Here is a 25,642-nt window from a genome sequence, read left to right as displayed (position 1 = left end):
AGACTTAATTGCTTACTTTTGTTACAGACCTTGGTTTCCATCTTATGAAAAACTGGGGAGTTTTTCTTTCTAAGATACTAAAAATCAAGGTCTTTTCAATATAATAACAGGCTTATTATCAGTCAATTATTTCCCTTTTTATCCTATTTTTGTCATGTACTGTGCAAATGCCATAGTTTGTTTAGCTGTGACAAACTATCTATACTACCCTCTATAGTAGGCTTATTGCTTGACATTATTCCCACATCAATAATATTTGTAAATCTACCTATTGTGTCCAGATTGTAATATCCTGCACCCGAATATATACGAAATTCTGCCAACTTATCACTCAGAAAATAATCGGTATTCACATAACCGTATGCGTTACCTCCCGATAAGCGAAACTGTGAATAATAACCAATCGCATTTTTTACAATCACAAAGGCTTCTGGTTCTGTTGTCTTGATGTATAGCTGGTTATTAATATTTGCAGTTAACACCCTTGTCTTGGTCGGGTTAATTGTTCCTTGCTGGTCGTCGTAAAACCATGTATCGCCATCGCCAACAATAACAGCTTCGAGGTCAACGGTCGGAGTTAATGATATTTGCCCCCATGAGTTAGCAGCTCCCCGTATAATCGGTATAACCAGATGCCCGTTAAGGTATTGGTTCATAATAGCACTATCGTACATGATAACGCTTGTGTGCGCTTCAAAATCATCTTTCAAAGTCAGCGTGCGTTCCTGCAACTTTTTGAGGATAGTGTACAGGCTGCAATCGTAGATTCGCCCCTCATTTGTTTCTACATATTCACCCTCAAACTCACTATCGAAGATAGCAATCCAGTTGACGCCATCGACTGACACTTCGGTTTTCGTACCGCCATACTGATTTATTGTGGTGTACAGTCGGTGCGCTATCAGGATGCTTTTTATGTCGTACACCGCGCCTAGATCAACCTGCACATATTGCGGCTGTGTGGTTGTCGAGTTGGTGTATGTGGCTAAATTACCGTCGACAATCCTTTCGGGGCTAGGTATGGCATAGTTAGATGTTACTGTCTTATTTAGTGCCTGATTGACGCCCTCGGTGTCGATAGCCTGTATTTCGTTCCAGTAGCCGTATGAGCCGTATGTTTCGCCATTCAAGCCGCCGCCGGTGAGCCAGTCGCGTATGTAGCGGATAGGGAGGGAGGTGTTACGGTTGATGAACTGCTCGTCAACGGCGGTCAATATGCTATCGGACAAAGCCTCCAACGCCCGGTTTAATTCCTCGCCCGACACTTTGCTTTCGAGCAATTTATCGACTTGCTCCAACAACGAAGCATATTGCGTGTTTATAAAATCGGCAAGCCCGTCGATATTGGCAATTGCCAGCTTGTCGTTTTTGTGTATATAGCTGTCGAGCCAGTCGGCAAATTGTTCCTCTGTTGGGTAAGCCCCGGTGACAAACCACGATTTTAGGGTATCTATCGGACGTATCATGTAAATGAAAAATTAAGAATGAAAAATGAAAAATAAATACTCTCTCTATAAAGCCCCTTTGGGGGTTTGGGGGCTATTATAGCTTAATGATGTAGGCTAATACAAAATAAGGCGGTCGGTTTTCGTGGGCTTTACCCCCGCCCGCTGTTTGGGTTTCCCTATCCTGATAGTAGGTGACATATCCCTGATCGGGAGCCCCGCCGCCTTTCCATGTATTTGTCTGATATTGCATTCCTGTAAACTTGTGGCTATGGGACGGTATTTGTTCGGCAGATAGAGTCACCTGTTTTGCGCCGCCTGTCTTGCCGATTGGTTTGTAATCGTCATCGTCGCGGTCGTAACCGACAATAAACCGCCCGCGCAGGTCGGGGCGTCCCTGCAAGCCGTCGCACAATGCCCAGCCGCCGGGGATGGCATCGATCGAGCCCGACCACATGGATATAAGCCCGGCGGGTATGCCGCCCAATCCGTTTACTTTGGTAGCCAAAGCGTCGATAGCCGCGCGCAATTGTAGGTTGGTGTCTACGCGCTTAAAACTATCCCAATTATATTGCAGGTCGCCGATACCGAAAGCGGCTTTGCGCGTCCAATATAGTTGCGGGAAAAGGTAACCCGAGGCATTTACGTCGCGGCGGGTTTCTTCTATATAGATAGTCGTTTGCTTTTGCCCGCCCTCGAATGGCAATATTTCGCCGTCGATAACCAGCCAGCCGGAAGATATATTCAGCCCGTCTTCGTTGCAGCCTGAGAGTATATATGTGTCGCCGCCGAGGTCTGCCATGCGCGACGACATCTTTATCATGTCCTGCAAGAAACTGAATGTATCGGAAGACCACGGGAACTGGTCGCTACTTAGAAAATTTACGTTGTTCATTGTTTCAAAAATTAGTTACAAGTTACTTCGCCCTTCGGGCAGTTACGAGTTCATTAATAACTCAATCTGATTATATACCGCTTGCTTGCCAGCTTGTAGTAGCGTAAGAGTGAGTCCATGCGCGCCATATCGTCGGCTGATAGGTTGAGCGAGGCGGGTACGTTGACGACGAAGTCGATAGCGTCAGCCCCTATAAATCGTTCTTGTTGAAGCATAAAGTATTCGTCGTGCCTGAGCAGTATCGGGCGGTCGAGGTGTTCGCGCCAAAGCATCCGCCCCCAGTCTTCGCGGTCGGCATCGGTGATGTATATGCGGCGGGGCGTATAGTCGAAGTTATCGTTAAGCATTGCCGTCAGGTGGCACACTTGCCCGTTGCGGGTGATGCGGTAAAGTATTTCGCGACGAAAGGTTAAGAATGTGCTATGCAGCCGTGTAAGCGGCACAACCATAGCCCCGATAAAGGCTTTTAGCCTTGCTCGGCGTAGCATCGTGGGCAATAATAGCCTGACGAGGCGGATGTAGTCTACTTTGTAGAAGTTCATACTTAGTTACGAGTATTTTTAATTTTTCATTCTTCATTTTTCATTCATACGGTATCATATTTATCACAATGTCCGTATCTTCATATGCCCGGAAATAGCCCGCATCGGGTATTCGTTTCGCATTTATCAGCGTAAAGTTGACATCCCCACCCGACGGGTGGCTGTATGCCGATTTTAGTTCGGCAATAACCACGCCTTCTACCACTTGCAGGGCGTCGATAAGTGCCATATTGGAATATTCACCGTTGAAAGGCAGGTTTTCGATATACCCGTTGATGGCTTCGCGCACGGCATCTTTTACGCGGTCGGCTAGCTGCATACCGTTGTAATAGATATCTACCTCGCAACGGTAGGCGTCTGGCGAACGGTTGACAAGATCGATGCGCACACCCGCGTCTTTTATCCATTGCAGGTAATTGAAGATTTGTGTTGCCGTGTCGTCGGGTAGCTTGTCGCGAAGCCCGCCCGCTTCGCCTGCTATTTTTATCAGCAGTTTGCTGCTATCGGCGGGTTCGACGGCGGCGGCGTATTTTACTACTTGTGCCGCCGGGTCTATTACCTCGTAGGTGTCGCCATCGGCGGGTAACAGGTAACCGTCTTGAAAAGCGAGGGTTTTGTCGCGATACCATTTGAGGGTATGGGGTTTGAGGGCTTGCAATAGGGTTTCCAGTTCGGTTTTGAGGAGGTCGAAAAGGCTTTCAAGCCCCCATATGGAATAGGCAACCGTATAGAATATGATTGCTTCGAGCGACGCGGGCGAAAATTGTTCGGCAAAGGTTTTGCCCGCCTCAAGGGCGTATAGCGTGCGTATCGTTCCGTTGGCTACGAATGCCGCCGTTATTTAAGGGGCGGGAGCACCCGTCCCGACGAGCGAAAAAAATAAAAATACCCAAGTCCATAAAAATATAAACTTGGGCAAATATTTAACACTGCAAATTTGAAAGAGACTTAGAATTCACCTTCTTGTTTGTCACACCGTTGAGTTATGCAAATTGAGGGGATGCTAGCAGCTCGTTTACTGCTTAAATATCTGCTGTAAGCTTCCCTTCTTTTTTAGCCTTTTCGAGCCATTGAGGCACAACTGTCTTTATCCAGTTTTCTTTCTTTTCTTTCAGTGTTTTCATATCCAGGCCGATATATGCCTGTGCTTTATCTTTTGACGAAATATCGGGCATTTCAATATCGGTGATGCCGTGTTTGAACAGCACCTTTTGCAGTTCCAGTTGTGCCAGCATCGACCTGTCGAGGCTGTGCGCCAATATGCGTTGCGTTTCTACCGGGGCGTGAAACGATGCTCCATGCGAAGCTACTGCAAAATCCCAGCGCCATTGTGCCTGACGGAGCAGTTTGAGAGATGCAGCCATTTCGCTATCAGTAGCCCCGTTGTCCCATGCTGTTTTTGCCATAATGTGCGCTTTTGATAGTTCTTTTTCTATGCGGTTGCGTATTTCCAAAGCCTTATCTTGATATTGGTAAACATAATTTCTTAGGTTTTCCTCGGTGTCGCGGTGACAGGTCTGGCAAGTATTCGCTACGTTTTTCAATGGGCTCATAATCTGGTGGTTCGAGTATTTGATTCCACCCTCCGACATATAAGGCATATGACAGTCGGCACACGATAAGCCGCGTTGCGAGTGAGGCCCCATCAGGAATATTTCGTAGTCGGGATGTTGAGCTTTCAGCATTGGCGCTTTGCTCAGGGCATGTGTCCAGTCCGAAAACTCGGCATTGTCGTAGTATTCTTCCATTGTTTCCACCGTCATTCCTCCATCCCAAGGGAAAGTGAGGTATTTACCCTCTTTTGTAAAATAATATTCTACATGGCATTGCGCACATACCAGCGAGCGCATCTCCTGAGGAGTGGCTTGTGTAATATCTTTTCCCTGCCGCTGAAAGGCTTCGATAAGAGCCGGGCGGGTGATGGTCAGGTTCATTGTCTTCGGGTCGTGACAATCGGCGCAACCAATCGGGTTTACTATCTCTGCACCCCAGTCGCTCCATTTTGCCTTATAATATTCTTCTATGCCCTTCTCGTGCATCAGGCGCGGCACATCGGGACTTTTGCACGTCCAGCAGGTGCCGGGTTGCATATCGCCCTCTCCGTTTTGGGGAGTTCCGGTACGAAGCGTATTTGTGACATCCTCTATGGCGTGCATATGTCCGCGGGGAGCCGAATAGTCGCGCGAGAAGGCATATCCTGCCCAAAGGACAACCATTTCGGGACGGGCTTCCAATACATCTTCCGGCATATTTCCCAGATGTTTGCTCTTGAAGTCCATATTCTGTGTCATTTTCCATGTGTTGTATTCACGCGGATAATTCACACCCCAGTCCTCGTTATGAGGATTGATTCCTTCGATGTTTACTTTCTTATTGTTGAATAATGTAGCTATCTCGGCCCTGCGCTCGGTTACCGAAGCCGCCAATATTCCCAACAGGAAAACGGCGACCATTACAACAGCAAAAATACCCCAACCGATGATGGGTTTACGCTTAATTGCTTCTGCTAGTTTGTTAAACATAATCTATTGATTTTATTTTAGTTATTATTTTTCATTCTCTTTTTCAACCAGTCGGGAACAGGCGAAGCCGGCAACGGCACGATGGCATTGGGCGACGACGACAGGTTGCTCACCTTTGTGTGCGGCACTTGCGTGTGGCAATCCCAACAGGCTTTGCCTTTGCCTTCTTTCACGTCGCAATAGTCTATCATGCCTGTCTTTACAAATTCTGTATTCAGTTGCAAGTGGCAACGGATACAGTTGTTCATTATCACCTCATAGCTTTCTTCTCGCGGACGGATAACGTTAGGCTCGCCGTTTATGGTAAATATTGCGGCATGGTACAATCCGTCTTTCGCCTTAAAGGCATATTTGTTCAAGACATTATCTTGCGGCACATGGCAGTCGTTGCAGGTAGCCCATTGTGCATGCGAACTATGGTTCCACGACTGGTAGTACGGAGCCATAATGTGGCAGTTGACACATGCTGACGGGTCGTCGGACAGATAAGAGTGCGCCCTCGACATATATACGGTATATCCTCCTAGTCCTACAATAAGTCCTCCTACTACAAACAGAGGTAGTATAAACTGGTTGGGTATATGGCTCAGGAGTTTTTTTATCATGGTTTCAAATTTTAGAATCTTCTTTTCTGTTTAAAAAGCTATTTGCAGTTGTGCAAATACAGTGCTGGCGTTTGGTGCATCCCACTTGGTGGAAAAATCGGAATATGTATAGTTCAGCTGTACCCTGCACATCGGATAAAAATAGTAATTCAATCCGACGGTATAGTCAATAGCCTCGCTGTTCATATCCTTATTCTTGTTATAATAGTCTACTTTTCCCAATACGTTGAGTTTTTTAGGCATTATGTAATACATTCCCAGGGCGTACAATCCTTCTTTATCTATACCCCCATCGTTGCCGTGTATCCATTCGGTACGGGCATTGAAGCGATCCGATTTATAGTCGGCACTCAGATACCACCTGTTGCGTACATGGTCGGCTACTTCCGTTTCGCCGGATTTTATATACGAGGCTTCGCCGAAATAAGCACCGCCGCCGATGCGCAATCCTTTTACGGGCTGAAGCAATAACATTCCGGCAAAGTCCTTACTGTTGTTGGTTTCGCCGGTGGCGACTCCCGTGCCCTGAAACATACCCGCCGAGTACTGTATCAGGTTGTGCGATTTTGCGGAAACAAGCTCGCCTGATATCATAACACCTGCATCGCGTCCAAAGTTGTTCTTATTGTTCTGTTTTTTCAAAACATCATCTTCTCCGGCATAGCCTACAAGGTTGGAAATGGTGCGCGAATACGCCGCTGTTTCGAGTGTTGCGGGAACTAACTGGCTTTCGAGCGTAAATGGACTTTTAAACTGTCCGACTTTCAGGTTGAACTCTTTGGCGGCAGTCCACTCTCCCCAGAACTCTTGTACAGAAGGATTTACCAGCTCGGCAAGGAAGCCATAGCGGAACGAATCGTTCAATTTACCGTTTATAGAAATGAAGAGGTTTTTGGCCTTGAAATCGTGATGTACGTTGTCTACACTCGAATACTTGTACATCAACTGTCCGTTGCCGCCGATTTGTAAATAAGGAGAATTGAAAAAATTGCGCACTTTTTCTACTGTCTGCGTAGCAGTGCTTTTCTTTTCTTCTTTGGCCGAATCTCTCAGTTCGTCGGCTTCGGCTTGTGTAAGCACGTTTTTTTCTACCAGTTTATTCAGTAAGTCATTGGTGTCTTGTGCCCAAAGTGCAGCACAAGACATGAATAGCATGATAAGGATTACAATCTTTTTCATATTTTTTAGAGCCTGTTTAAATACTTGCAAGACAACTTTCTAAATACAAAATATGTAAATTTTACGTAGAAAAAGTGTAATAATTATTACAATCGGGTATTCTTCATGTTTTATTTTTCCCTACAGATCTTATTGCAAGTTCTTTCCGGTCCATCGTCTGTAATCTGATGAAGAACAAATATTGAAGGTCTATCAACATCCGTATTTTTTCAATATTGGACTATTTTGTACATTTTTTGTCATTTTTTATACCTGTATTAGCCCTTTATCTCATATTTTTGCACATATACCAAGATCGTGAAAAACAATTGTTATGAAAACATATCTATCACTTATTTTACTATTTGCCCTTTTTCCATTCTCTTCTAAAGGGCAAGACCTGTTGGCATCGAAAACCTCGCCCCATAAGATCCGCGAGGCTTTGGTAATGGACACAAAATGGGTTCCCTTCCCCGACTATTACGATAGGGATGGATGGGAAACATTTATCGGCAAAAACAAGGCTTCTGTTATATTGCGTGGCGAAAAACAACTGAACTATGAATGGAAGCTGATAAAAGCTACAGATTATCTGGAATACGAACGGACAGGCAACAGAAATATAATGCAAAATCCGAATACAGATAATACCCGTGCATTAGCCGATCTGGTGATGGCAGAGCTAGCAGAGGGTAAAGGCCGTTTTATCGACCAGATAATAAACGGTGTATTCCTGCAATGTGAGCGTACATCGTGGGTGCTTTCGGCTCATTTGACTAACCAGAAGTCACGGAGGACATTGCCCGATTATACCGAACAGATCATCGACCTGGGTTCGGGCGATCTGGGTGGATTCCTTGCATGGACATATTATTTCTTTCACAAAGAATTTGACAAAACAAACCCTATTATATCCAAAAGGTTGTATCAGGAACTTTACGACCGTATAATAACGCCATATCGTACCGAAGACCGTTTCTGGTGGATGGGATTCAAAACGCCTGCCAACGGTTTGGTAAACAACTGGAATCCTTGGTGCAACTTCAATGTATTGCAAACAATGATGCTGTTGGAAAACGATGCAGAGCAACTAAGCAAAGATGTGTACCGCACCATGCAGTCGGTAGACAAATTTATCAACTATGTAAACAGCGACGGCGCTTGCGAAGAAGGGCCTTCGTACTGGGGACATGCTGCCGGCAAGCTCTACGATTACCTGAAAGTGCTTTCGCTGGCTACCGGAGGTAAGGTTTCGTTGTTCGACAACAGCATGATAAAAGACATGGGCGAATATATGCCGCATACGTATGTCGGCAACGATTGGGTAGTGAACTTTGCCGATGCGTCGGCTAAATTTTCGTCCGATGCCGCGCTTATCTACCGTTATGGTGATGCCGTAAAGAGCGAGGAAATGAAAAACTTCAGTTCATATTTGATCGAAAACGGCAAAAAACCGATAACTACAGGGCTTGATATATTCCGCACATTGGAGTCTATTGCATACTATAAAGATGTGACGGATGGAGATACCCGGTTTGCCACACCCGAAATAGTGGAGTATCCCCAAACACAGTTCTATTATATAAAGAACAAGAACGGTTTCTTCCTTGCCACCAAGGGCGGGCACAATAATGAAAGCCACAACCACAACGATGTGGGCACATTCTCACTCTATTATAAGCAGACGCCTGTATTTATAGATGCCGGTGTGGGAACATATACACGCCAGACTTTCGGTCCCGAGCGTTATTCCATATGGACTATGAAGAGCAATTACCACAACCTGCCATCGGTAAACGGGCAGGAGCAAAAATTCGGAAAAGAGTACCGTGCCTCTGCGATAGACTTCAATAAGAAAACCAAAGCCATAGCCATAGATATATCGAAGGCCTACCCTGCGGAAGCAAATATACAGAAGTGGGTACGCTCTTATCATCTGAAAAATAGTGAGTTGGTAGTAAAAGATGATTTTTCCCTTTCTAAAGCAGGAGATAACAACAAAGTTCATTTTATGCTTTGGGGCAATATCGACATTTCTGCCAGAGGAAAAGTAAAGATAGAAGTAAACGGCATAAAAATGGAATTGCTGTATAATGAAAAATTGTTCGACCCGGATATAGAAACGATAGAACTACCCGATACACGCCTGTCGAACGTATGGGGAAAACAAATATACCGCCTGACGCTTACAGCAAAAACCAAAGCTTCGAAATCGGCTTATGAGTACAGAATACGTCCTTTATAAAATAAGATAATGAATATGAAAAAACGCATACTATCATCGGCATATATAGGGTTGCATCTCACAGGCAGCTTGTTGGCACAAACCGACAAGCATCCGAATGTGATATATGTATTTCCCGACCAGTTCAGAAACCATGCCATGCAGTTCTGGAACATGGATGGCTTTAAAGAACATGTCAATTTCCGGGCAGACCCCGTACATACACCCAACCTGAACCAGATGGCTACCGAATCGGTTGTGCTGACTTCTGCCCATAGCAACTGCCCGGTCAGCAGCCCGCACCGGGGGACATTACTTACAGGGATGTATCCGCACAATAGCGGTGTTAGCCTCAATTGCAATCAAACGCGGCCGATCAGCTCGTTGCGGCAGGATGTGACTACTATCAGCGATGTGTATAGCCAAAACGGCTATCAGTGCGCCTATATAGGTAAATATCATGCCGACCATCCTACCCCCAACAATCCTCAAAATCCGGGAACGTATGTAAGCAGCCAAACACCCGTTTGGGATGCCTATACGCCTTTGGCGAAAAGGCACGGGTTCGATTATTGGTACTCATACGGTACATTCGACAAGCATAAGTCTCCCCACTACTGGGATACGGAAGGCAAGCGGCACGAAATTCGTGAGTGGAGTCCCAAGCACGAAGCCGATAAGGTGATCGAATACCTGAAAGAGACGCGCGACCAGGATAAACCCTTCTTTCTGGTATGGAGTGTAAACCCGCCACATAGCCCTTACCGTTCGCTTAAAGATTGTATGGAAGAGGATTATAACCTCTATAAAGATATTCCGCTAAACGAATTACTGGTTCGCCCTAATATCAATCCGAAGTTGAAAGACAAACAGGAATGCGCCCCTTATTACTTTGCTTCGGTTACAGGTGTAGACCGCGAATTTGGGCGCGTGCTCGAAACATTGAAAGAATTAGGTTTGGATGAAAATACGATTGTCGTTTTCACTTCCGATCATGGCGAAACAATGGCTAGCCATGTGTTAGACCCCAAAAATTCGCCTTATACCGAGTCGATGAATGTTCCTTTCCTTATCAGGTATCCCAAAGTGTTGAAGCCGCGTGTAACTCCGCTATTGCTTTCCTCACCCGATATTATGCCAACATTGTTGTCATTGTCGGGGCTGAAAAAAGATATTCCCGAAACAGTGCAGGGACACGACCTGTCCGGATTTTTGAAAGGGACGGATTTGAAGGAAGGTTCACCTGCCGGTGTTCTCTACATACGCAATGTAGATGGCGATAAAGATAAGGATGGCATTGTAACTTCTTATTTTCCTGTGGCAAGAGGTATAAAAACAGACCGCTATACGCTGGCTATCACTATCGACAGGAAAAAACAGGTCAAGAGCATCCTCTTTTTCGACGATGTGAACGACCCCTATCAAATGAATAACTTACAGGCAGATAAACACAAAAAGGAATTTAACGAATTATGCTTACAAATGGGCAAACTGCTTAAAGACGCAGGAGACCCATGGTACACCGAAAAAATACTATCGGATATTCTTAGCTATTAGTCTTACAGCCTGTTGTTTGCTGAGACTTGTGCTTCGCAGGAGGGGTTTGGATCATAAATAAAGTGAAATAAATTTATCTATAGAGACAGACATTATCCTCCCAGCATGGCTCTGCCTTGCAAGGAGGGAAGCCTGGCGAAGCCACAGGGAGAAAAAGTAACAATGGAAAAAGAAGAAAAGAATGTTACTTGTGTTACTTTTTCCCACCGCCCCCAATGGGAAAGAGGGTTGCAAGCCACGACAAGGGAGAAGAAAAAGTAACATGGCGAAAACAGCAAAAAACTGTTACTTGTGTTACTTTTTTGAAATAACAACCAGAATATAAATCTTTTATTATTATGACTTATCAACCTATATTGTATATAATTTTCCTATTGTGTTTTTCCATTACTGGCATCCGTGCGCAGATAATAGAACACGACAGGCTGTTGTCGTTCGAAGGTGCAGAAGTGCCTGCCTATATTTCGGGCGAAAAATCAGAACTTTCCATTTCCGGCAAACATTTCAAAGACGGCAGCAAGTCATTGGTCTGGGACTTCGAAGCCAACGGAATAATGACTGTAAAGAAAGATTTGAAATTCGAAACCAAAGACCCTACAGGAGCCGACACCTACCTGTCTACCTTCATCGTCTGGGTCTATAACGAAACCCCTATAGACGGCTATATCCGCTTCGAGTTTTTGAAAGACGGACAAAAATGTACATCTTTTCCTTTCAAAATAAACTTTAAAGGATGGCGCACGGCTTGGGTATGCTACGAACGCGATATGGAAGGCGTTCCACAAGAAGGAATGAACGAAATACGCATTGTAGCCCCCGACGCTAAAGGTAAGCTATATATCGACCATTTGCTTACCGCGGCAAAGACCGACAGACGTCACCAAACGGCCGACCTGCAAGTACCGTTTGTCAATGCCACCAACGACAACCATTGGTTGGTGGTACTTAAGCGGTCGCAACTGAAGCCCGATATTGCATTGGAGCAGACTGTATCGGATTTGCAGGCAAAAGATGCAAAGCTGATCGAACAGCGTTTCAAAGAGATAATATACACTCCGGCAGTCTTTAAGCCTAAAGACATGGAGAATATTAAAAAGCGATACCAAAAGTATGGCATAAAAAACATCGACGGGCAAATCAGTGGATTATCCATATTTTTCGGACGGGCCGCAGAGGCTTACGAGCGTCTTATTCCTGCATGGAATAAGAATATGATAACAACAATGGGAATAGAGGTGAAAGAATATTTCGATTTTATGTACAAGGTTGCCGTTGCATACAATAATGCACAAAAGCAAGACGAAAGAAAAGAACTGGAGACTATATTCCTGAACCTTTACGACCATATTACCGATCAGGGCTTTGCATATGGCAGTTGCCTCGGCAACTTCACGCACTACGGCTACAGTTTCCGCAACCTGTATACCTCCTATTTCCTCATGAAAGATGTACTGTTTACCTCCGGACGGCTTACTGAAGCCCAGAAAACGATGCAATGGTATGCTATGACCAACGAAGTATATCAGAACCCAACGACGCAGGGCATGGATATAGACTCTTTCAATACGGTAACTACAGGACGGATAGCCAGTATATTGATAATGGAAGATTCTCCCGAAAAAATACAATACCTGAAATCTTTTTCGCGCTGGATAAACAATGGTTGTTTGCCGGCTCCGGGACTGGCAGGTTCGTTCAAACCCGATGGCGCCGTTTTTCACCATTGCAACAATTACCCGGCTTACGCAGTTGGCGGGCTCAACGGGGCTACCAATATGATTTATTTACTCAGCCGTACATCCTTCGCTGTATCCGTACTTGCTCACCAAACGGTGAAAAACTCATTGCTTACCATGCGGTTTTATTGCAACGAGCAGCACTTTCCGCTATCCATGTCGGGCAGGCATCCCGATGGCAGGGGGCAGTTGGTTCCCGTGCAGTTTGCTTATATGGCTGTCGCAGGTTCGCCCGACGGCGAAAATGAGGTGGATAAAGAAATGTCGGAAGCGTTTCTTCGTCTTGTAGGGAAAGGCGAAAACAATGATTTGCCCGAATATGTACCTCAAACAACGAACCGTGCAGAACAGAAATTTGCTGACTACCTGTCAGATAAAGGCTTCAAGGCTGAAAAAACTCCGCAAGGAAATATTGCGCTCGGATATGGATGTGTGTCCGTTCTGCGCAGGGGCAACTGGTCGGCTGTGGCACGCGGGCATTCCCGCTACCTCTGGGCTGCCGAACATTATCTGGGTGCAAACCTGTATGGGCGTTATCTCGCACACGGAAGTCTACAGATAATGAAGTCGAACGATAAGCTTCCCGTTACGCCAACCACAAGCGGATGGCAGCAAGCGGGTTTCGACTGGGGGCGCATACCGGGCACTACAGCTATACATCTGCCTGTAGAACAATTGAAAGCCAATGTGCTGAACGTAGATACCTGTTCGGGCTTCGAGGAAATGCTTTATTCCGATGAGGCCTTTGCCGGAGGTCTGTCTCAGGAGGGTGAGAATGGAGTGTTTGCAATGAAGCTTCACGAGCATGACAAATACAACGGATCGCACCGCGCCCGCAAATCATTTCATTTATTGGGTGATAAGATTATTTGCCTGGGCAGTGATATCGAAAATTCCAATAACGAATATAATACGGAGACAACAATATTCCAGACGGCAATAATGAACGATAAAGATAAGGAGTATTGGAAGAACCTTTCGTTTAATAAAAGCTTCCTTGTCGACCACCTGAATACCGGCTATTACATACCCAATAACAGCAAAAACAAAAACCTGTTGTTCGAAAAAAACTACCCGCAACACTCCCGTATGCAGAATACAGGCAAAGAAACTCAGGGAGATTGGGTTACGCTGGCTGTCGATCATGGAAAAATGCCTCGGAATGAATCATACGAATACGTCCTTTTCCCAGAAACCGACTGGGCGAAAATGAAGGCATTCGCACAAAAACCTACATACAAAGTGCTGATGCACAACAAGGATGCACATATCATTCACGACATCGAAGAGAATACAATATCGTATGCTCTATTCGAACCGGCAAACAATCTTCCGGGCAACCAGATACTAAGTGTAGACACCTCTTGCCTGATGATGTTGAAACAGTATAAGGAATATAACGTCCTCACAGTCTGCAATCCCGACTTAGCCTTATACAAAGGACCATCGGATGAGGCTTTCGATGAAAACGGCAAGCGGATGGAGAGAAGCATATATTCGCGTCCGTGGATAGGCAATCCCAGCCAGACAATGCCTATAGTTGTCAGATTGAAAGGGGAATGGAATATCGCCGGATCTGAAAATTGGAAGATACTGAAAAGGGATAAGAACGAAACTATATTGCAGGTGCTTTGCAAAGATGGAGCCAGCTATGATATTAAGATGACGAGAAACAAGTAGGCAGGGACATCTGCGAGCAGGAAGGAAAGAGGAAAAGTTACCCGTTGGGAGGATGAGGTAGCTTTTCATCTTTTCCCGTTAATGCCCCTTTTTTCGTATTAGGTCTTTGAAATAGAGAGGGAAGGATCATTTTGCCTTCTTCCGAATTGTTAATTTTTGCGTATTAATAGCAAAAGGAATAGAATTTTCAGTATTTTGTTGAAAATTTGAACTGGGAATCATATACTATCGAATAGATAAGGAAAAGAACTATACAAGAATCAACTATTGACTATATAAAACATTAAGTAAAGTTTATGCTGCGAAAAATCAGATTAACAACTGCCATCGTATTCTTCACACTACTCACACTACTTTTCCTCGATTTCACGGGGACTCTTCACAACTGGTTCGGATGGATGGCCAAGATCCAGTTTGTACCTGCTATTCTTGCGCTGAATGTAGGTGTCGTACTCTTTTTAGTTATACTCACATTGGTGTTCGGGCGCATCTATTGTTCGGTTATTTGTCCGTTGGGTGTGTTTCAAGACATTATAGCATGGGTAGGTAAAAAACGAAAGAAGCTGCCATATTCGTATTCTCCCGCCCTTTCGTGGTTGCGCTACACGGTTTTGGCTCTGTTTATTGTTGCATTGGTTGCAGGCATCAGTTCTTTTGCAGCCTTGCTCGAACCATATAGTGCGTTTGGCCGTATAGCCAATAACCTGTTTGCACCGCTTTGGCAATGGGGAAACAATCTGCTGGCCTATCTGGCTGAGCGGGCCGGTAGTTACGCTTTTTACGAAGTAGATGTATGGATGAAAGGGCTGCCTATATTTGTTGTAGCAGTGGCAACTCTGGTTATCCTTTTTGTATTGGCTTGGAAAAACGGGCGTACATATTGTAATACGATTTGTCCGGTGGGTACAGTCTTAGGCTTTGTTTCCCGTTTCTCCTTATTCCGTATAGCAATAGATGAGGACAAGTGTAATAATTGCAGCCTTTGCTCGCGCAACTGTAAAGCCTCATGTATCGACAGCAAGGAATATAAAGTAGACCTCAGCAGATGTGTAGCCTGTGGAAACTGCATAGGAAAATGTAAACGCGGAGCTATCAATTACAAATGGCGTCCGCTGAAGGTAGAATCAAAGAAGAAAGTAGAAGATGTGCAACCGGTTACACAGGAGCAAGTAAGTGAAGCCCGCCGAAGCTTTTTTGCATTGTCAGCCTTAATGGCCACTACCTCGATATTGAAAGCGCAGGAAAAAGGTGATGGCGGACTGGCTGTGATAGAAGATAAGAAAATACCGAAGCGTAATACGCCAATTGTTCCGGCAGGTGCGCAAAGTATCCGCAATATGACTCAGCATTGTACCGCTTGTCAGCTATGTGTATCGGTGTGTCCGAACCGGGTTTTACGTCCGTCGAACAATTTGAAAAACCTGATGCAACCGGAGATGTCTTACGAGATTGGCTATTGCCGTCCCGAATGTACTAAATGCTCGGAAGTATGCCCGACGGGTTCTATACGCCGGATAACGACAGCCGACAAATCGTCTACCCAAATAGGTCATGCAGTATGGATCAAGCAGAATTGTGTAGTTGTCAGCGATAAGGTGCAATGCGGCAATTGCGCCCGCCATTGTCCTGCCGATGCTATCTTGATGGTAGCCATAGATGCGGAAGACGAGAAATCGCTGAAAATACCGGTTGTGAATACCGAACGCTGTATCGGTTGCGGTGCTTGCGAAAATCTATGCCCGTCGCGTCCGTTTAGTGCTATATATGTAGAAGGACACGAGAGGCACCGGATTATTTAATGCTATAAAAGAACAAGTTATGTCAGAACAAAATAAGAAAATCAATCGCAGAGACTTTATAAAGATAGTGGGTATCACGTCGGCTGCTACTTCTGCCGCTTTTTATGGTTGTAATGTAAACGGCGAAAAGGCCTTAGACAATAATGCTTTGGGCGAAGTGCCTACCGATAAAATGACCTTTCGCACCTTTCCGGGGTTGGACGACGATGTATCGCTACTTGGCTATGGATGTATGCGTTGGCCTACAATCCCCGCCCCCGATGGCAATGGAGACCTTATCGACCAGGATGCTGTAAACGAACTGGTAGATTATGCTATTGCTCATGGGGTCAACTATTTCGACACATCACCTGTCTATGTACAAGGCTGGTCGGAAAAAGCTACCGGAATAGCCCTTAAACGGCATCCGCGCGATAAGGTATTTATCGCAACTAAGTTGTCTAATTTCCGCGATCACTCCTACGAGAGCGGCCTCGCCATGTACCGCAAGTCTATGGAAGATTTGCAGACCGACTATCTGGACTATTACCTTCTCCACTCGATAGGCGGGGGCGGAGTAGAAGCCTTTAATAAACGGTATATAGATAACGGGCTTCTTGACTTCCTGCTCAAAGAACGCGAAGCCGGACGTATCCGTAAGCTTGGTTTCTCTTTTCACGGTACGGTAGATGTGTTCGATCACCTGCTTACTCTGCAAGACGAGATACATTGGGATTTTGTGCAGATACAGCTCAACTATATGGACTGGAAACATGCTACGGGCAGGAATGTCAACGCCGATTACCTGTACGATGAGTTGACCAAACTAAAGATACCATCTATCATAATGGAGCCGCTGCTCGGAGGGCGTTTGTCCAACGTTCCCGACCATATTGTAGAACGGCTGAAACAGCGCAATACTGAAGGAAGTGTTGCTTCATGGGCTTTCCGTTTTGCGGGTTCGCCCGAATATGTGCTGACTGTATTGAGCGGAATGACTTATATGGAACATCTTCAGGATAATATACGCACATATTCGCCGCTTGTACCATTGACCGACGACGATAAGGACTTCCTTGAAGAAACGGCGCAGCTAATGATGAAATACCCGACCATACCATGCAACGATTGCAAGTATTGTATGCCATGCCCTTATGGAATAGATATACCTGCCGTGCTATTGCATTACAACAAGTGTGTAAATGAAGGGAATACCCCAAAGAGTAGGGACGATGAGAATTATAAGAAAGCCCGCCGCGCTTTCCTTGTCGGTTACGACCGCAGTGTGCCGAAGCTCAGGCAGGCAAGCCATTGCATCGGTTGCGACCAGTGCCTTCCTACCTGTCCGCAGAAGATAAATATATCGAAGCAATTGCATCGTATCGACAGCTTCGTAGAACAATTGAAGCAAGAGACATTATGATGGACGATATTATCAAGCTATTGCATACCGGAGGCTATTCGTGCGTAATAGAAAATAATGGAGAGGTACGTACCTTTTGGCAGCGGGGTGTAGCCGACCTGTATGATCTGCTGAATAGTGACTCTGATTTTCTGAAAGGGGCATCGGTCGCAGATAAGGTTATAGGTAAGGGTGCGGCAGCACTGATGATATTGGGAGGTGCAAGGGAGGTATATACAGACCTGATTAGCCAACCAGCCTTGATGCTGTTTAACGAGACTGATATCGAAGTAAAATATGAGCAATCTGTACCTTTGATCCGGAATCGGGATAAGACAGGGTGGTGTCCGCTGGAAACTATCTGCCTCGAAACGAAATCGGCAGCAGAAGCCTTTCCTCTGATACAGCAGTTTGTAGTAAGAATGCGGAGTAACCAGACTAATTGAGGGTGCTAAAAACTTTCCCCCTCAATTCCGATATTCAAGGAATGGAGGGGGATATATCGATAAAGTCTTTTCCTATTTATAGAGGAGAACTAATCTTGTTTTTTCTCTTCTTCTTTATGGAACAGAGTACCTGTTGCTTGTGCAGTAGGCATCACTAGCATATCTTGTATGTTGACATGCGGCGGTTGCGAAACAGCGTATGATACCGCTTCGGCAATATCGTCGGCATCGAGTTCCTTATAGCCTTCGTACACCTTATCGGCACGTTGTTGGTTGCCTTTGAACCGCACAAGTGAAAACTCGGTATCTACTGCACCCGGGCACACTTGCGTAACCCTGATGCCAAAAGGCAGTAAATCTATCCGCATACCCTGATGAAGTGCGTTTACAGCATATTTAGTGGCGCAATACACAGCCCCATTCGGATACACAGCCTTACCTGCTATAGAGCCTATATTGATAATATGCCCCGATTTCCGCGATACCATCGTGGGCGATACTACCCGTGTGATGTATAACAATCCCTTTATATTGGTGTCTATCATCCGTACCCAGTCGTCTACCACCCCTTTGTGGATAGGGTCTAGCCCGACAGCCAATCCGGCATTGTTTACCAGTATATCTATATTTTTCCACTCATCGGGAAGGCTGGCAATGGCCTTTTCTACTTCGTCGTAGGCTCTGACATCGAAACATAGGGAATGGACTTTCGATTCGTACTTTATCTCGATCTCCTTTTCCACTTCTTCGAGCCGTTCCTGGCGGCGTCCTGTGATGATGATATCGCAGCCGTCTTTTGCCAGGCGCAGGGCTATGGCTTTGCCCAGCCCCGAAGTCGCTCCTGTTATTAATGCTATTTTTCTCATCTGTTATTATTTAACCCAGACATTCAAAATTTCGCCTATATACATTTTATGATATCCGTCTTTGCTCCAGTTTGCTCCGGCAGCTTTATCTGCTATTGCACCCGGAGAAAGAGGCTGGGCTACTAGTTTCTTACATTCGAGAATCATCCACGCCTCGGAGAAAGCTGTTGCTCCCGAAGGCAGTTTCACAGGTGTAAGTCCCGAACCTTTTATCTTATCGGTATTGCGTCCGCTTACAGAACCGCTGTACTTCAAGGCCTCCTTATATGTTTCGGTATAAAACGAAATAGTATAATACTCGCCCATATCCATTGTTTGCACAGAATAGCGGGTAGGGTTGAGGAAGCAGAATGCTACCGGTTTTTCCCAGAATGTGCCCAGTCCGCCCCACGAGGCTGTCATAGTATTGGTCTGGTCTGTTGTGCCTGATGTTATCAACGTCCAGTCGCTTAATAGTTTTATATAGTTGCCCGGTATTTTGTCGGGTGCAATTTGTTTGAAGCCCGGCAATGTACCTCCACCTGTATTTGTTTGCACTGCCGGAGTAGCTGCAATAACCGGAGTTGGTGCCGGAGCCGGTTGTGGTTGCACTGCTGGCGTTGGTGCAGCGGTCTGAGTAGGAGCCGGAGCAGAAACTGCTGGCGGTATAGCTGCAGGAATAGCCGGAGCGGCTACAACTGTAGGCGAACCATTCAGGTAGACATCCAATGAATTGAATACAATGTTCAGGCTGTCGATAGTAAGTTTTCTGAACTTATCATAGTAACGGTTCAGTTTGTTTTTGCTCTTGTTCAGGGCTATAGCATCTGTAATCAAGTCTTCGGCCTTATATATTTCTTTACTGTCCGAATATTCATATTTCAGGTTGCGTACTGTCATTTCGCATTTGTTAGCTCCTATTTCCAGTATAAGCTGGTAGTGCATCTTAGCCCGGTCGAGAACTAACATACTCCTTTTGAACACGAGGTATTCTTCGCCTTGGCAAGCAATGTCTTTCGACGAAGGATTCGAAAGTAATACTCTACTGTTCAGTTCTCCGTTTTTCTGATAATTATCATTCGCCCATTTTTCTACGGCATTGTATAAATCCGAATCGGAAACAGGATTTTTTACAGCTATTGTTTTGTGGAATACGACTTTTCCGTCTACTTCGGGAACTGCTCCCGCCAAGTATTTAGAGTCGTCTTGTGCTGTTGCAAACAATGATGTGAGAATGCAAATAGAGATTAATAGGTACTTATTCATAATATACTATGTTTTTGATATTCGTTTCATAAAATTAGTATAAATATGAGAATGAACAAATTTTGTTTACCGGTTTTATGTTTTTGCAATACATATATGAGATAAAATCAGCTATATTTGTTTTATACTTTGCTACTACATTTAACAACCGGAAATTTATGATGTATGGATAATTTGAGCAGATTGAAAGTCGCTATTTTAGTATGTGTTTTGTTTTCTTTCGCTTTATGCATGGCTCAAGGTAACGATAAGATTAATACTGGACTATTGCCTGTCGAATTGCAATATTTGAACGATGGGCTAACAGAATCTACACTAATCCTCTCTTATACTGCCGACAGGAAAATAAAAGAGATGGAAATAACGAATGGCTATGGAGAAAAAAGAGCTATTATCAGCATTTCCTATGATCATTCCGGCAGGCCTATTGCTCTTGCAGACAATTATATAGATCCTAAAATATATGATATATCATATGTGGGAGATTCAGTTATTTTCTCCCTTAGGAGGGATGGATCTCAGGATGATTCTGTACGTGATGTAATATATATACTCGACTCGCGGGGAAGGGCTGTGAAAGCTGTTTATCCCTTTAAGGAACTATGTTTCAACTTCGATTACTATGACAATAACAATGTTAAGTCGATAAAGAATATACAACCTGATTGGCAATCGGAAAGCTCATTTGTCTATGATAGTGGCAAAAGGGCTATTGCCGAAAATATAGATATCCCTCAATGGCTTGTTTTACACTTTTATACGGGAATAGAAGAGAATTTGTTCGATTTCCTTTTTCACTCCCGGAACAATATAACTGAAATAAGGCTTCATGATTCCTGGTCTCCTATACTCATTCGCTATTCATTCGGCAATGACACCGGATATCCTGAAAAGTGGGCTGAACAAAGAGACGATGAAGCCTCCAACTATATTGATCGTATGTTGATAAAATATAGCCTGATGGAATGATAATAAAAATGCAGCCCGGTTTCTGGCTGCATTTTTGTTAAGTATAGGGTATAAATTAAAAGTTATAAGAAACTCCTATTCCTATCATTTCTTTGAACTGCACTTTAGGCCCTTCTATTGTACCATCCTTTTTTACATTCTTCACATCATCGTCATATTTCAACGTGGTATTTATGCTGGCACTCAAGAACTTGTTTATCTTCATACTGATAAGTAAGTCCCAGTTAATATCCACGTTTCCGAAAGACTTATCGTAAGCAGTAAAGAAATCGATGGTAGAGATAAGTTTTACGTTTTCCATAATGTCTTTTTCGGCGCGGGCTTTGAGGTAAGTACCAAGCTCGGCGCGGAACTTATCACCTTTGTCTACTCCAAACATACCTGCGTCCGACAAGTAGTCGTCCATCACAAAGGTAAGCTTGCCTGCCAATGGCGAAAAATAGGCGGAAAAATTCGTATTCGGACGATATTCCATACCGACAGAGATATTAGAATATGCGGGCGCAAAGAATTTCGAAATATACTGCGATTTGTCGGGATAGTTGTATCCTTTATAAAACTGGGTTTTGAGGTCGCCCATTATGGTATAATACCAGATATTGTTTGTAGAATAACCCAATTGTGTAGAAAACTCAATTTTATCGCTTGTTTTTTGAGTTCCCAGCGTTTTGGTATTTGTCAGTCCATATTCCAGAGCCAACGAGTTTGACCACAGCCAGTTGCCGCTTTTGCGTTGTAGAGCCCCGTTGAGATATGCTGTACCTGCAACCGAGTTTTCTCCTCCGGCCGACCAATTGCTCAATGCTGTCTGCGATATATTCAAACCTGTTACACCTTTCAGGTACCATTTTCCATCTTCCAGTTTGTCTTTCTCTTTGTCCTGGGCAAAAACTCCTAACGAGCAAGTTATCAAAAGTAACCCTGCTAATAAATGTCTCATCCTTCTTTTTAAATTTACAAATTTATCTTAATCTTAAAATATCACCTTCAACAGGAACGTATTCGTAGTCTTTCTTGTTTAGTTTATATAGGTTCTTTACCTTCAACCCATATTTTTGAGATATGCTGTGCATCGACTCGCCAACCTTTACAATGTGCTCGTAGTAAGGCTTATCTGCTTTCGATTTCTTGTTTTCGAAATATACCCAGTCGCCGTTATTTAATGGGAATCCTCGAGGCACTTCATTGTATTTGCACAAGTCTTTGACCTTAAAGTTAAATTCGGATGCGATAGATTCATATGTGTCGCCATCGCGGGCAATGATATAAATCAACCCATGTGTACGATATGGCGTATGCTTGTATGTGACAGGCGGTTTAGATGTTTGTGTCGTATTTCCTTTGCCTGTACTTGAAGAGCCTTGCATATCGTATAGGTATAGGTCGTAATCTTCGATAATTTTTATCAGTTTGTTTGCGTAAGCCGGGTCGGTAGCATAGCCGCAAACCTGCAATCCCCTAGCCCAACTTCTGTAGTCTGTGATTTTCAGCGTGAAGAGGGTGCTATATCTGGCTTTTTTTAGGAATTGCGCATGATCTTCAAACGATTCGCTTGCATTTTTGTATTTGCGGAAACAATCGTTCGGGTTATCATCGCTTTTATAAACTTTTTCACCTTTCCAGTCGCTATGGCACTTGATTCCGAAATGGTTGTTAGCCCTGCGTGCAAGGTCGCTTTGTCCGGCTCCCGACTCCAGTAATCCCTGAGCGAGTGTTATACTGGCTGGGATCTTATGACGCTTCAGATGGTCTATGGCAACACTTTTGTAGGTTTTTATATATTCTTCATATACTTTGCTTCGCTTTGCCTGTGAAAAAGCCGGTAACGAGGGAAGTACAAAAAGCATTACCATTGCAATTATGCTTGCTGTTATATTAGGGAAATCAAGTTTTTTCATACATTTATGGTTTTTAATATTAACAGTAATACGAATGGATTATTTAAATTTAACAACAAAGATACTTGTTTATAGCTATGATGAAGCCTCCGACAGTATAAAAAAACTGGTAGATGAAGCAAAAAAAGCCATACAGACATCATACTCCCCTTATTCCGATTTTAAGGTAGGTGCGGCAGTATTACTTTCTAATGGAGAAATAGTAAAGGGAAGCAATCAGGAAAATGCAGCATACCCATCGGGCTTGTGTGCCGAGCGTATCACCTTATTCACCGCAAATTCAGGTTATCCCGAAATGCCTGTCGAAGCAATTGCCATAGCAGCCTATCACGATGGTGGCTTTACCGATGCACCATGTACACCTTGCGGGGCGTGCAGGCAGGTAATGCTCGAAATAGAAAATAGGTACAAAAACCGCATTAGGGTAATTATGTATGGAAATGATAAGATATATGAAGTAGCATCGGTAAAAGACTTACTGCCTTTGAGTTTCGGACAGGAAGCTCTTGGCGAAAAACCGTAGGTTACCAGGTTCGGTTTAAGTTGTTTCAATTCTCTGGTTAAAGGAAATATAATTTAACCACTAATTGACATTATTAAAGCCAATCAGTAGTAGAAAAGTTTATCTATAGAGAGGCATACCTTCTTCAGCCAACCAAGAAGGCAGGGCGGGAGATCGGAGCTGAAATGGGAAAGAGGTGGGAGAAAAAGTAACAGGCAAAAACAGTAAAAAAGTGTTACATGTGTTACTTTTTTACCTCACTCCCCGCTCTCTCCAAAGGGAGAGAGGGCTGCAAGCCACGACAAGAGAGAGGGAAAAAGTAACTATGAGAAAAAGGGATGAAAAGGTGTTACATGTGTTACTTTTTAGGGAGATACAAGATACCAGTGGACGAGTTAACGAGTTGGTTTCTTATAAAATATAAACTTGTATCTCGTATCTTGTTTACTTGTATCTAAAGAAAAAGTAACAACGAGACGAACTTGTTTATTCTCCAATTACTGATTCGCATTGTTAAAATAGAATAGAGAAGTAAATTGATCTCTTGTGTAATTGAACTCCGTAGTAAAATATGGCAGAGTCAACAGTTACTTACTTGTCGCAGAACAGCTTAATTTCTAATGTTGAAATCTTGTTGAAACAATTCTTCTTTATAAGATATTTTATTGCTAATATCTGCTTATATTTGTTCTTATGAAAGTGAAGCTATTTAAACATCTCGATTTTTTACTGCCGGCTCATAATTGCGTGATTATACCGGACTTAGGAGCTTTTATTTTGAATATTGAGAATGCTGTTGTTGGTCGCGACGGGTCGGTAACCCCTCCGTGCTATACATTAGCTTTCAATCCTGAATTGAAGTCGAGCGACGGAATTATAGCTTCGTTGATAAGTAAAGAAGAAGGTGTTTCCTATCGGTTTGCATCTATGCAGATAAAGGATGCCGTAAGAGCTATTCTTGCCGATTTGAAACGGGGAAAAACGATAGATTGTGGCAATGTCGGTTCATTATCTCTCGATAGTGATCGAAATCTGATTTTTACACCCAACAAGCTATACATTCACCCTGAGTGCTTTGGCTTATATTCTGTTTCATTGAAGAAGCTGGATCAGTTGGAAATACCGGCAATAAAGACAGCTAAGAAGTATTCTCTGAAATATACGCTTACATCTGTGGCCGTTGCTTCTGTTGCGCTTTTCCTGATGCTTGCTCCTAGTGTGAGTTTGAAAAATGGAAGCTATAGAAGCTATCAAAATGCCGGAATTATACCTTCGCCTGTATTTGTCCAGCCGCAACCTGTAGCAGAAAAAGAAGAACAGCAGGAACAAATAGCTGAAAATGTACCAGATAAGGAAGAAGTTGCTGTAGCAGCAGAAGAGGTAAAGCACGAAAGGAAATATTACATTATAGTAGGGGGCGAAACTTCCCTGGCGCAAGCCGAAAAGCTACTCAATAAAATTAGCAAACTAGCTTTTCCTGATGCTGCGATAGTGGAGTCGTCCGACAGGTACAGGATATATGTAGCTTCTTTCTATGACAAACAGGAAGCCGAGGGATTCTTGCGGTCTTTCAGAAAGGATTATCCGAAATATTCTTCAGCCTGGCTTTATTCAAGGAAAATCAACTGATATACAGCCACTTACACGAGTAGACGCGCCTAATAAGGCCGGACTTACTATATTCAATTCAATCTTTCTCTCCATATGCCAGATCGCCCGCATCTCCCAATCCGGGTACTATGTATGCCGATTCGTTCAGGTCGGGATCTATGGCAGCCGCCCATATCGTGGTCTTATCTGCAGGGAAATTATCGCGGCAAAAGTCGATAGCTTGCCTGCTGGCTATTATTGTGGCAATATGAATATGGCTTGGCTCGCCTTTAGTGAGCAATGCCTGGTACGAAAGTTCCATGCTGCCACCAGTAGCCAGCATCGGGTCGGCAGAGGTCTCACAATAATGGGATAGCCTTTTTTCGTTTTTCTGATTGCTTTTTCTCTTTTGTTTTCGATTCTCTCTTTTTCCTGACTTCGTCGCTTCCTAACTTCTAAATTTTCATCATCCTGTATATCAGTCATATACGTCATTTGCGTACCCTGTTATGGGGTACGCAAGCTAAAAAGTGCTATATTCACACCATGTTTGTAAAGAAGAAAAAGAATAGATCAGGAAGT

At 44.0% G+C, this 25,642-nt stretch carries 21 protein-coding genes and 1 pseudogene; 10 read left to right on the top strand and 12 right to left on the bottom strand.

Translation table 11 applies throughout. From position 1 onward, the window contains the following. Positions 1–152: 152 nt before the first annotated feature. From D0T57_RS13145 to D0T57_RS13115, 7 genes are all read right to left on the bottom strand, one after another. Entirely contained in the window at positions 153–1,466 is a 1,314-nt protein-coding gene (locus D0T57_RS13145) for a discoidin domain-containing protein (RefSeq protein WP_163273949.1), read from the bottom strand. Between the two features lie 76 nt (positions 1,467–1,542). Further along, positions 1,543–2,340, bottom strand: a complete 798-nt coding sequence (locus D0T57_RS13140; protein ID WP_163273948.1) for a hypothetical protein — start codon at positions 2,338–2,340, stop codon at positions 1,543–1,545. Between the two features lie 53 nt (positions 2,341–2,393). Then, complete coding sequence (locus D0T57_RS13135) at positions 2,394–2,882, bottom strand: hypothetical protein (protein WP_163273947.1); 489 nt, start codon at positions 2,880–2,882, stop codon at positions 2,394–2,396. Between the two features lie 40 nt (positions 2,883–2,922). Beyond that, complete coding sequence (locus D0T57_RS13130; RefSeq protein WP_163273946.1) at positions 2,923–3,540, bottom strand: hypothetical protein; 618 nt, start codon at positions 3,538–3,540, stop codon at positions 2,923–2,925. Between the two features lie 364 nt (positions 3,541–3,904). After that, positions 3,905–5,404 (bottom strand): ammonia-forming cytochrome c nitrite reductase, encoded by a 1,500-nt coding sequence (gene nrfA / locus D0T57_RS13125; RefSeq protein WP_163273945.1) that lies wholly within the window; start codon positions 5,402–5,404, stop codon positions 3,905–3,907. A gap of 17 nt (positions 5,405–5,421) precedes the next feature. Next, positions 5,422–6,009 carry a cytochrome c nitrite reductase small subunit gene (nrfH, locus tag D0T57_RS13120; RefSeq protein ID WP_185154680.1) on the bottom strand — a complete coding sequence of 196 codons (588 nt, stop codon included), beginning with the start codon at positions 6,007–6,009 and terminating at the stop codon, positions 5,422–5,424. 30 nt (positions 6,010–6,039) lie between these two features. Then, positions 6,040–7,188: a porin gene (locus D0T57_RS13115; RefSeq protein WP_163273944.1), complete on the bottom strand. Its 1,149-nt coding sequence runs from the start codon at positions 7,186–7,188 to the stop codon at positions 6,040–6,042. A gap of 313 nt (positions 7,189–7,501) precedes the next feature. Between D0T57_RS13115 and D0T57_RS13110 the strand changes: the two genes are divergently transcribed. The 7 genes from D0T57_RS13110 (at position 7,502) to D0T57_RS13080 (ending at position 17,990) form a co-directional block, all read left to right on the top strand. Beyond that, entirely contained in the window at positions 7,502–9,412 is a 1,911-nt protein-coding gene (locus D0T57_RS13110; RefSeq protein WP_163273943.1) for a heparinase II/III family protein, read from the top strand. 15 nt (positions 9,413–9,427) lie between these two features. Beyond that, a complete protein-coding gene (locus D0T57_RS13105) occupies positions 9,428–10,948 on the top strand; it encodes a sulfatase (protein WP_255490593.1) in 1,521 nt (506 codons plus the stop codon). Between the two features lie 105 nt (positions 10,949–11,053). Continuing rightward, a complete protein-coding gene (locus tag D0T57_RS13100; protein ID WP_163273941.1) occupies positions 11,054–11,209 on the top strand; it encodes a hypothetical protein in 156 nt (51 codons plus the stop codon). 77 nt (positions 11,210–11,286) lie between these two features. Continuing rightward, positions 11,287–14,364 (top strand): chondroitinase family polysaccharide lyase, encoded by a 3,078-nt coding sequence (locus D0T57_RS13095; protein ID WP_163273940.1) that lies wholly within the window; start codon positions 11,287–11,289, stop codon positions 14,362–14,364. A 296-nt stretch (positions 14,365–14,660) separates the two neighbouring features. Beyond that, complete coding sequence (locus tag D0T57_RS13090) at positions 14,661–16,163, top strand: 4Fe-4S binding protein (RefSeq protein WP_163273939.1); 1,503 nt, start codon at positions 14,661–14,663, stop codon at positions 16,161–16,163. Positions 16,164–16,182: 19 nt separating this feature from the next. Further along, a complete protein-coding gene (locus D0T57_RS13085; protein ID WP_163273938.1) occupies positions 16,183–17,565 on the top strand; it encodes an aldo/keto reductase in 1,383 nt (460 codons plus the stop codon). Continuing rightward, on the top strand, positions 17,565–17,990 hold the full coding sequence (locus D0T57_RS13080; RefSeq protein WP_163273950.1) for a DUF1893 domain-containing protein: 426 nt from the start codon (positions 17,565–17,567) through the stop codon (positions 17,988–17,990). The genes D0T57_RS13085 and D0T57_RS13080 overlap by 1 nt, the downstream gene beginning before the upstream one ends. Positions 17,991–18,079: 89 nt before the next feature. Here D0T57_RS13080 and D0T57_RS13075 read toward each other — a convergent pair whose 3' ends face one another. Then, the gene (locus tag D0T57_RS13075; protein WP_163273937.1) at positions 18,080–18,856 is read right to left on the bottom strand and encodes an SDR family NAD(P)-dependent oxidoreductase; all 777 of its coding nucleotides are present in this window, start codon (positions 18,854–18,856) and stop codon (positions 18,080–18,082) included. A gap of 6 nt (positions 18,857–18,862) precedes the next feature. Continuing rightward, positions 18,863–20,101: a DUF4468 domain-containing protein gene (locus D0T57_RS13070; protein ID WP_163273936.1), complete on the bottom strand. Its 1,239-nt coding sequence runs from the start codon at positions 20,099–20,101 to the stop codon at positions 18,863–18,865. 231 nt (positions 20,102–20,332) lie between these two features. Here D0T57_RS13070 and D0T57_RS13065 point away from each other — a divergent pair, with 231 nt between their 5' ends. After that, positions 20,333–21,070 carry a hypothetical protein gene (locus D0T57_RS13065; protein WP_163273935.1) on the top strand — a complete coding sequence of 246 codons (738 nt, stop codon included), beginning with the start codon at positions 20,333–20,335 and terminating at the stop codon, positions 21,068–21,070. Between the two features lie 55 nt (positions 21,071–21,125). Here the strand turns inward: D0T57_RS13065 and D0T57_RS13060 are convergent, their stop codons facing one another. Next, a complete protein-coding gene (locus D0T57_RS13060) occupies positions 21,126–22,010 on the bottom strand; it encodes a DUF3078 domain-containing protein (RefSeq protein ID WP_163273934.1) in 885 nt (294 codons plus the stop codon). Positions 22,011–22,032: 22 nt separating this feature from the next. Further along, positions 22,033–22,917, bottom strand: coding sequence for a glucosaminidase domain-containing protein (locus D0T57_RS13055; RefSeq protein WP_255490595.1), 885 nt, complete (start codon positions 22,915–22,917; stop codon positions 22,033–22,035). An 85-nt stretch (positions 22,918–23,002) separates the two neighbouring features. Here D0T57_RS13055 and cdd point away from each other — a divergent pair, with 85 nt between their 5' ends. Together cdd and D0T57_RS13045 are read left to right on the top strand one after the other, a co-directional pair. Then, a complete protein-coding gene (gene cdd, locus D0T57_RS13050; RefSeq protein ID WP_163273932.1) occupies positions 23,003–23,491 on the top strand; it encodes a cytidine deaminase in 489 nt (162 codons plus the stop codon). A 672-nt stretch (positions 23,492–24,163) separates the two neighbouring features. After that, the gene (locus D0T57_RS13045) at positions 24,164–25,099 is read left to right on the top strand and encodes an SPOR domain-containing protein (RefSeq protein WP_163273931.1); all 936 of its coding nucleotides are present in this window, start codon (positions 24,164–24,166) and stop codon (positions 25,097–25,099) included. Positions 25,100–25,157: 58 nt separating this feature from the next. Here D0T57_RS13045 and D0T57_RS13040 read toward each other — a convergent pair. Further along, positions 25,158–25,409, bottom strand: a pseudogene (locus D0T57_RS13040) (uracil phosphoribosyltransferase); the annotation flags it as partial. Between the last annotated feature and the right edge of the window lie 233 nt (positions 25,410–25,642).

It is taken from the genome of Dysgonomonas sp. 511 (assembly GCF_010501105.1).
Classification (GTDB): Bacteria; Bacteroidota; Bacteroidia; order Bacteroidales; family Dysgonomonadaceae; genus Dysgonomonas.
This window is presented reverse-complemented; position numbering and strand designations above follow the sequence as displayed.

Bases quoted from the DNA above. Each gene is read 5' to 3' on its own strand.
- D0T57_RS13145 (WP_163273949.1), bottom strand. From the start codon at position 1,466: ATGATACGTCCGATAGATACCCTAAAATCGTGGTTTGTCACCGGGGCT.
- D0T57_RS13140 (WP_163273948.1), bottom strand. From the start codon at position 2,340: ATGAACAACGTAAATTTTCTAAGTAGCGACCAGTTCCCGTGGTCTTCC.
- D0T57_RS13135 (WP_163273947.1), bottom strand. From the start codon at position 2,882: ATGAACTTCTACAAAGTAGACTACATCCGCCTCGTCAGGCTATTATTG.
- nrfA (WP_163273945.1), bottom strand. From the start codon at position 5,404: ATGTTTAACAAACTAGCAGAAGCAATTAAGCGTAAACCCATCATCGGT.
- nrfH (WP_185154680.1), bottom strand. From the start codon at position 6,009: ATGATAAAAAAACTCCTGAGCCATATACCCAACCAGTTTATACTACCT.
- D0T57_RS13115 (WP_163273944.1), bottom strand. From the start codon at position 7,188: ATGAAAAAGATTGTAATCCTTATCATGCTATTCATGTCTTGTGCTGCA.
- D0T57_RS13110 (WP_163273943.1), top strand. From the start codon at position 7,502: ATGAAAACATATCTATCACTTATTTTACTATTTGCCCTTTTTCCATTC.
- D0T57_RS13105 (WP_255490593.1), top strand. From the start codon at position 9,428: ATGAAAAAACGCATACTATCATCGGCATATATAGGGTTGCATCTCACA.
- D0T57_RS13100 (WP_163273941.1), top strand. From the start codon at position 11,054: ATGGCTCTGCCTTGCAAGGAGGGAAGCCTGGCGAAGCCACAGGGAGAA.
- D0T57_RS13095 (WP_163273940.1), top strand. From the start codon at position 11,287: ATGACTTATCAACCTATATTGTATATAATTTTCCTATTGTGTTTTTCC.
- D0T57_RS13090 (WP_163273939.1), top strand. From the start codon at position 14,661: ATGCTGCGAAAAATCAGATTAACAACTGCCATCGTATTCTTCACACTA.
- D0T57_RS13085 (WP_163273938.1), top strand. From the start codon at position 16,183: ATGTCAGAACAAAATAAGAAAATCAATCGCAGAGACTTTATAAAGATA.
- D0T57_RS13080 (WP_163273950.1), top strand. From the start codon at position 17,565: ATGGACGATATTATCAAGCTATTGCATACCGGAGGCTATTCGTGCGTA.
- D0T57_RS13075 (WP_163273937.1), bottom strand. From the start codon at position 18,856: ATGAGAAAAATAGCATTAATAACAGGAGCGACTTCGGGGCTGGGCAAA.
- D0T57_RS13070 (WP_163273936.1), bottom strand. From the start codon at position 20,101: ATGAATAAGTACCTATTAATCTCTATTTGCATTCTCACATCATTGTTT.
- D0T57_RS13065 (WP_163273935.1), top strand. From the start codon at position 20,333: ATGGCTCAAGGTAACGATAAGATTAATACTGGACTATTGCCTGTCGAA.
- D0T57_RS13060 (WP_163273934.1), bottom strand. From the start codon at position 22,010: ATGAGACATTTATTAGCAGGGTTACTTTTGATAACTTGCTCGTTAGGA.
- D0T57_RS13055 (WP_255490595.1), bottom strand. From the start codon at position 22,917: ATGCTTTTTGTACTTCCCTCGTTACCGGCTTTTTCACAGGCAAAGCGA.
- cdd (WP_163273932.1), top strand. From the start codon at position 23,003: ATGGATTATTTAAATTTAACAACAAAGATACTTGTTTATAGCTATGAT.
- D0T57_RS13045 (WP_163273931.1), top strand. From the start codon at position 24,164: ATGAAAGTGAAGCTATTTAAACATCTCGATTTTTTACTGCCGGCTCAT.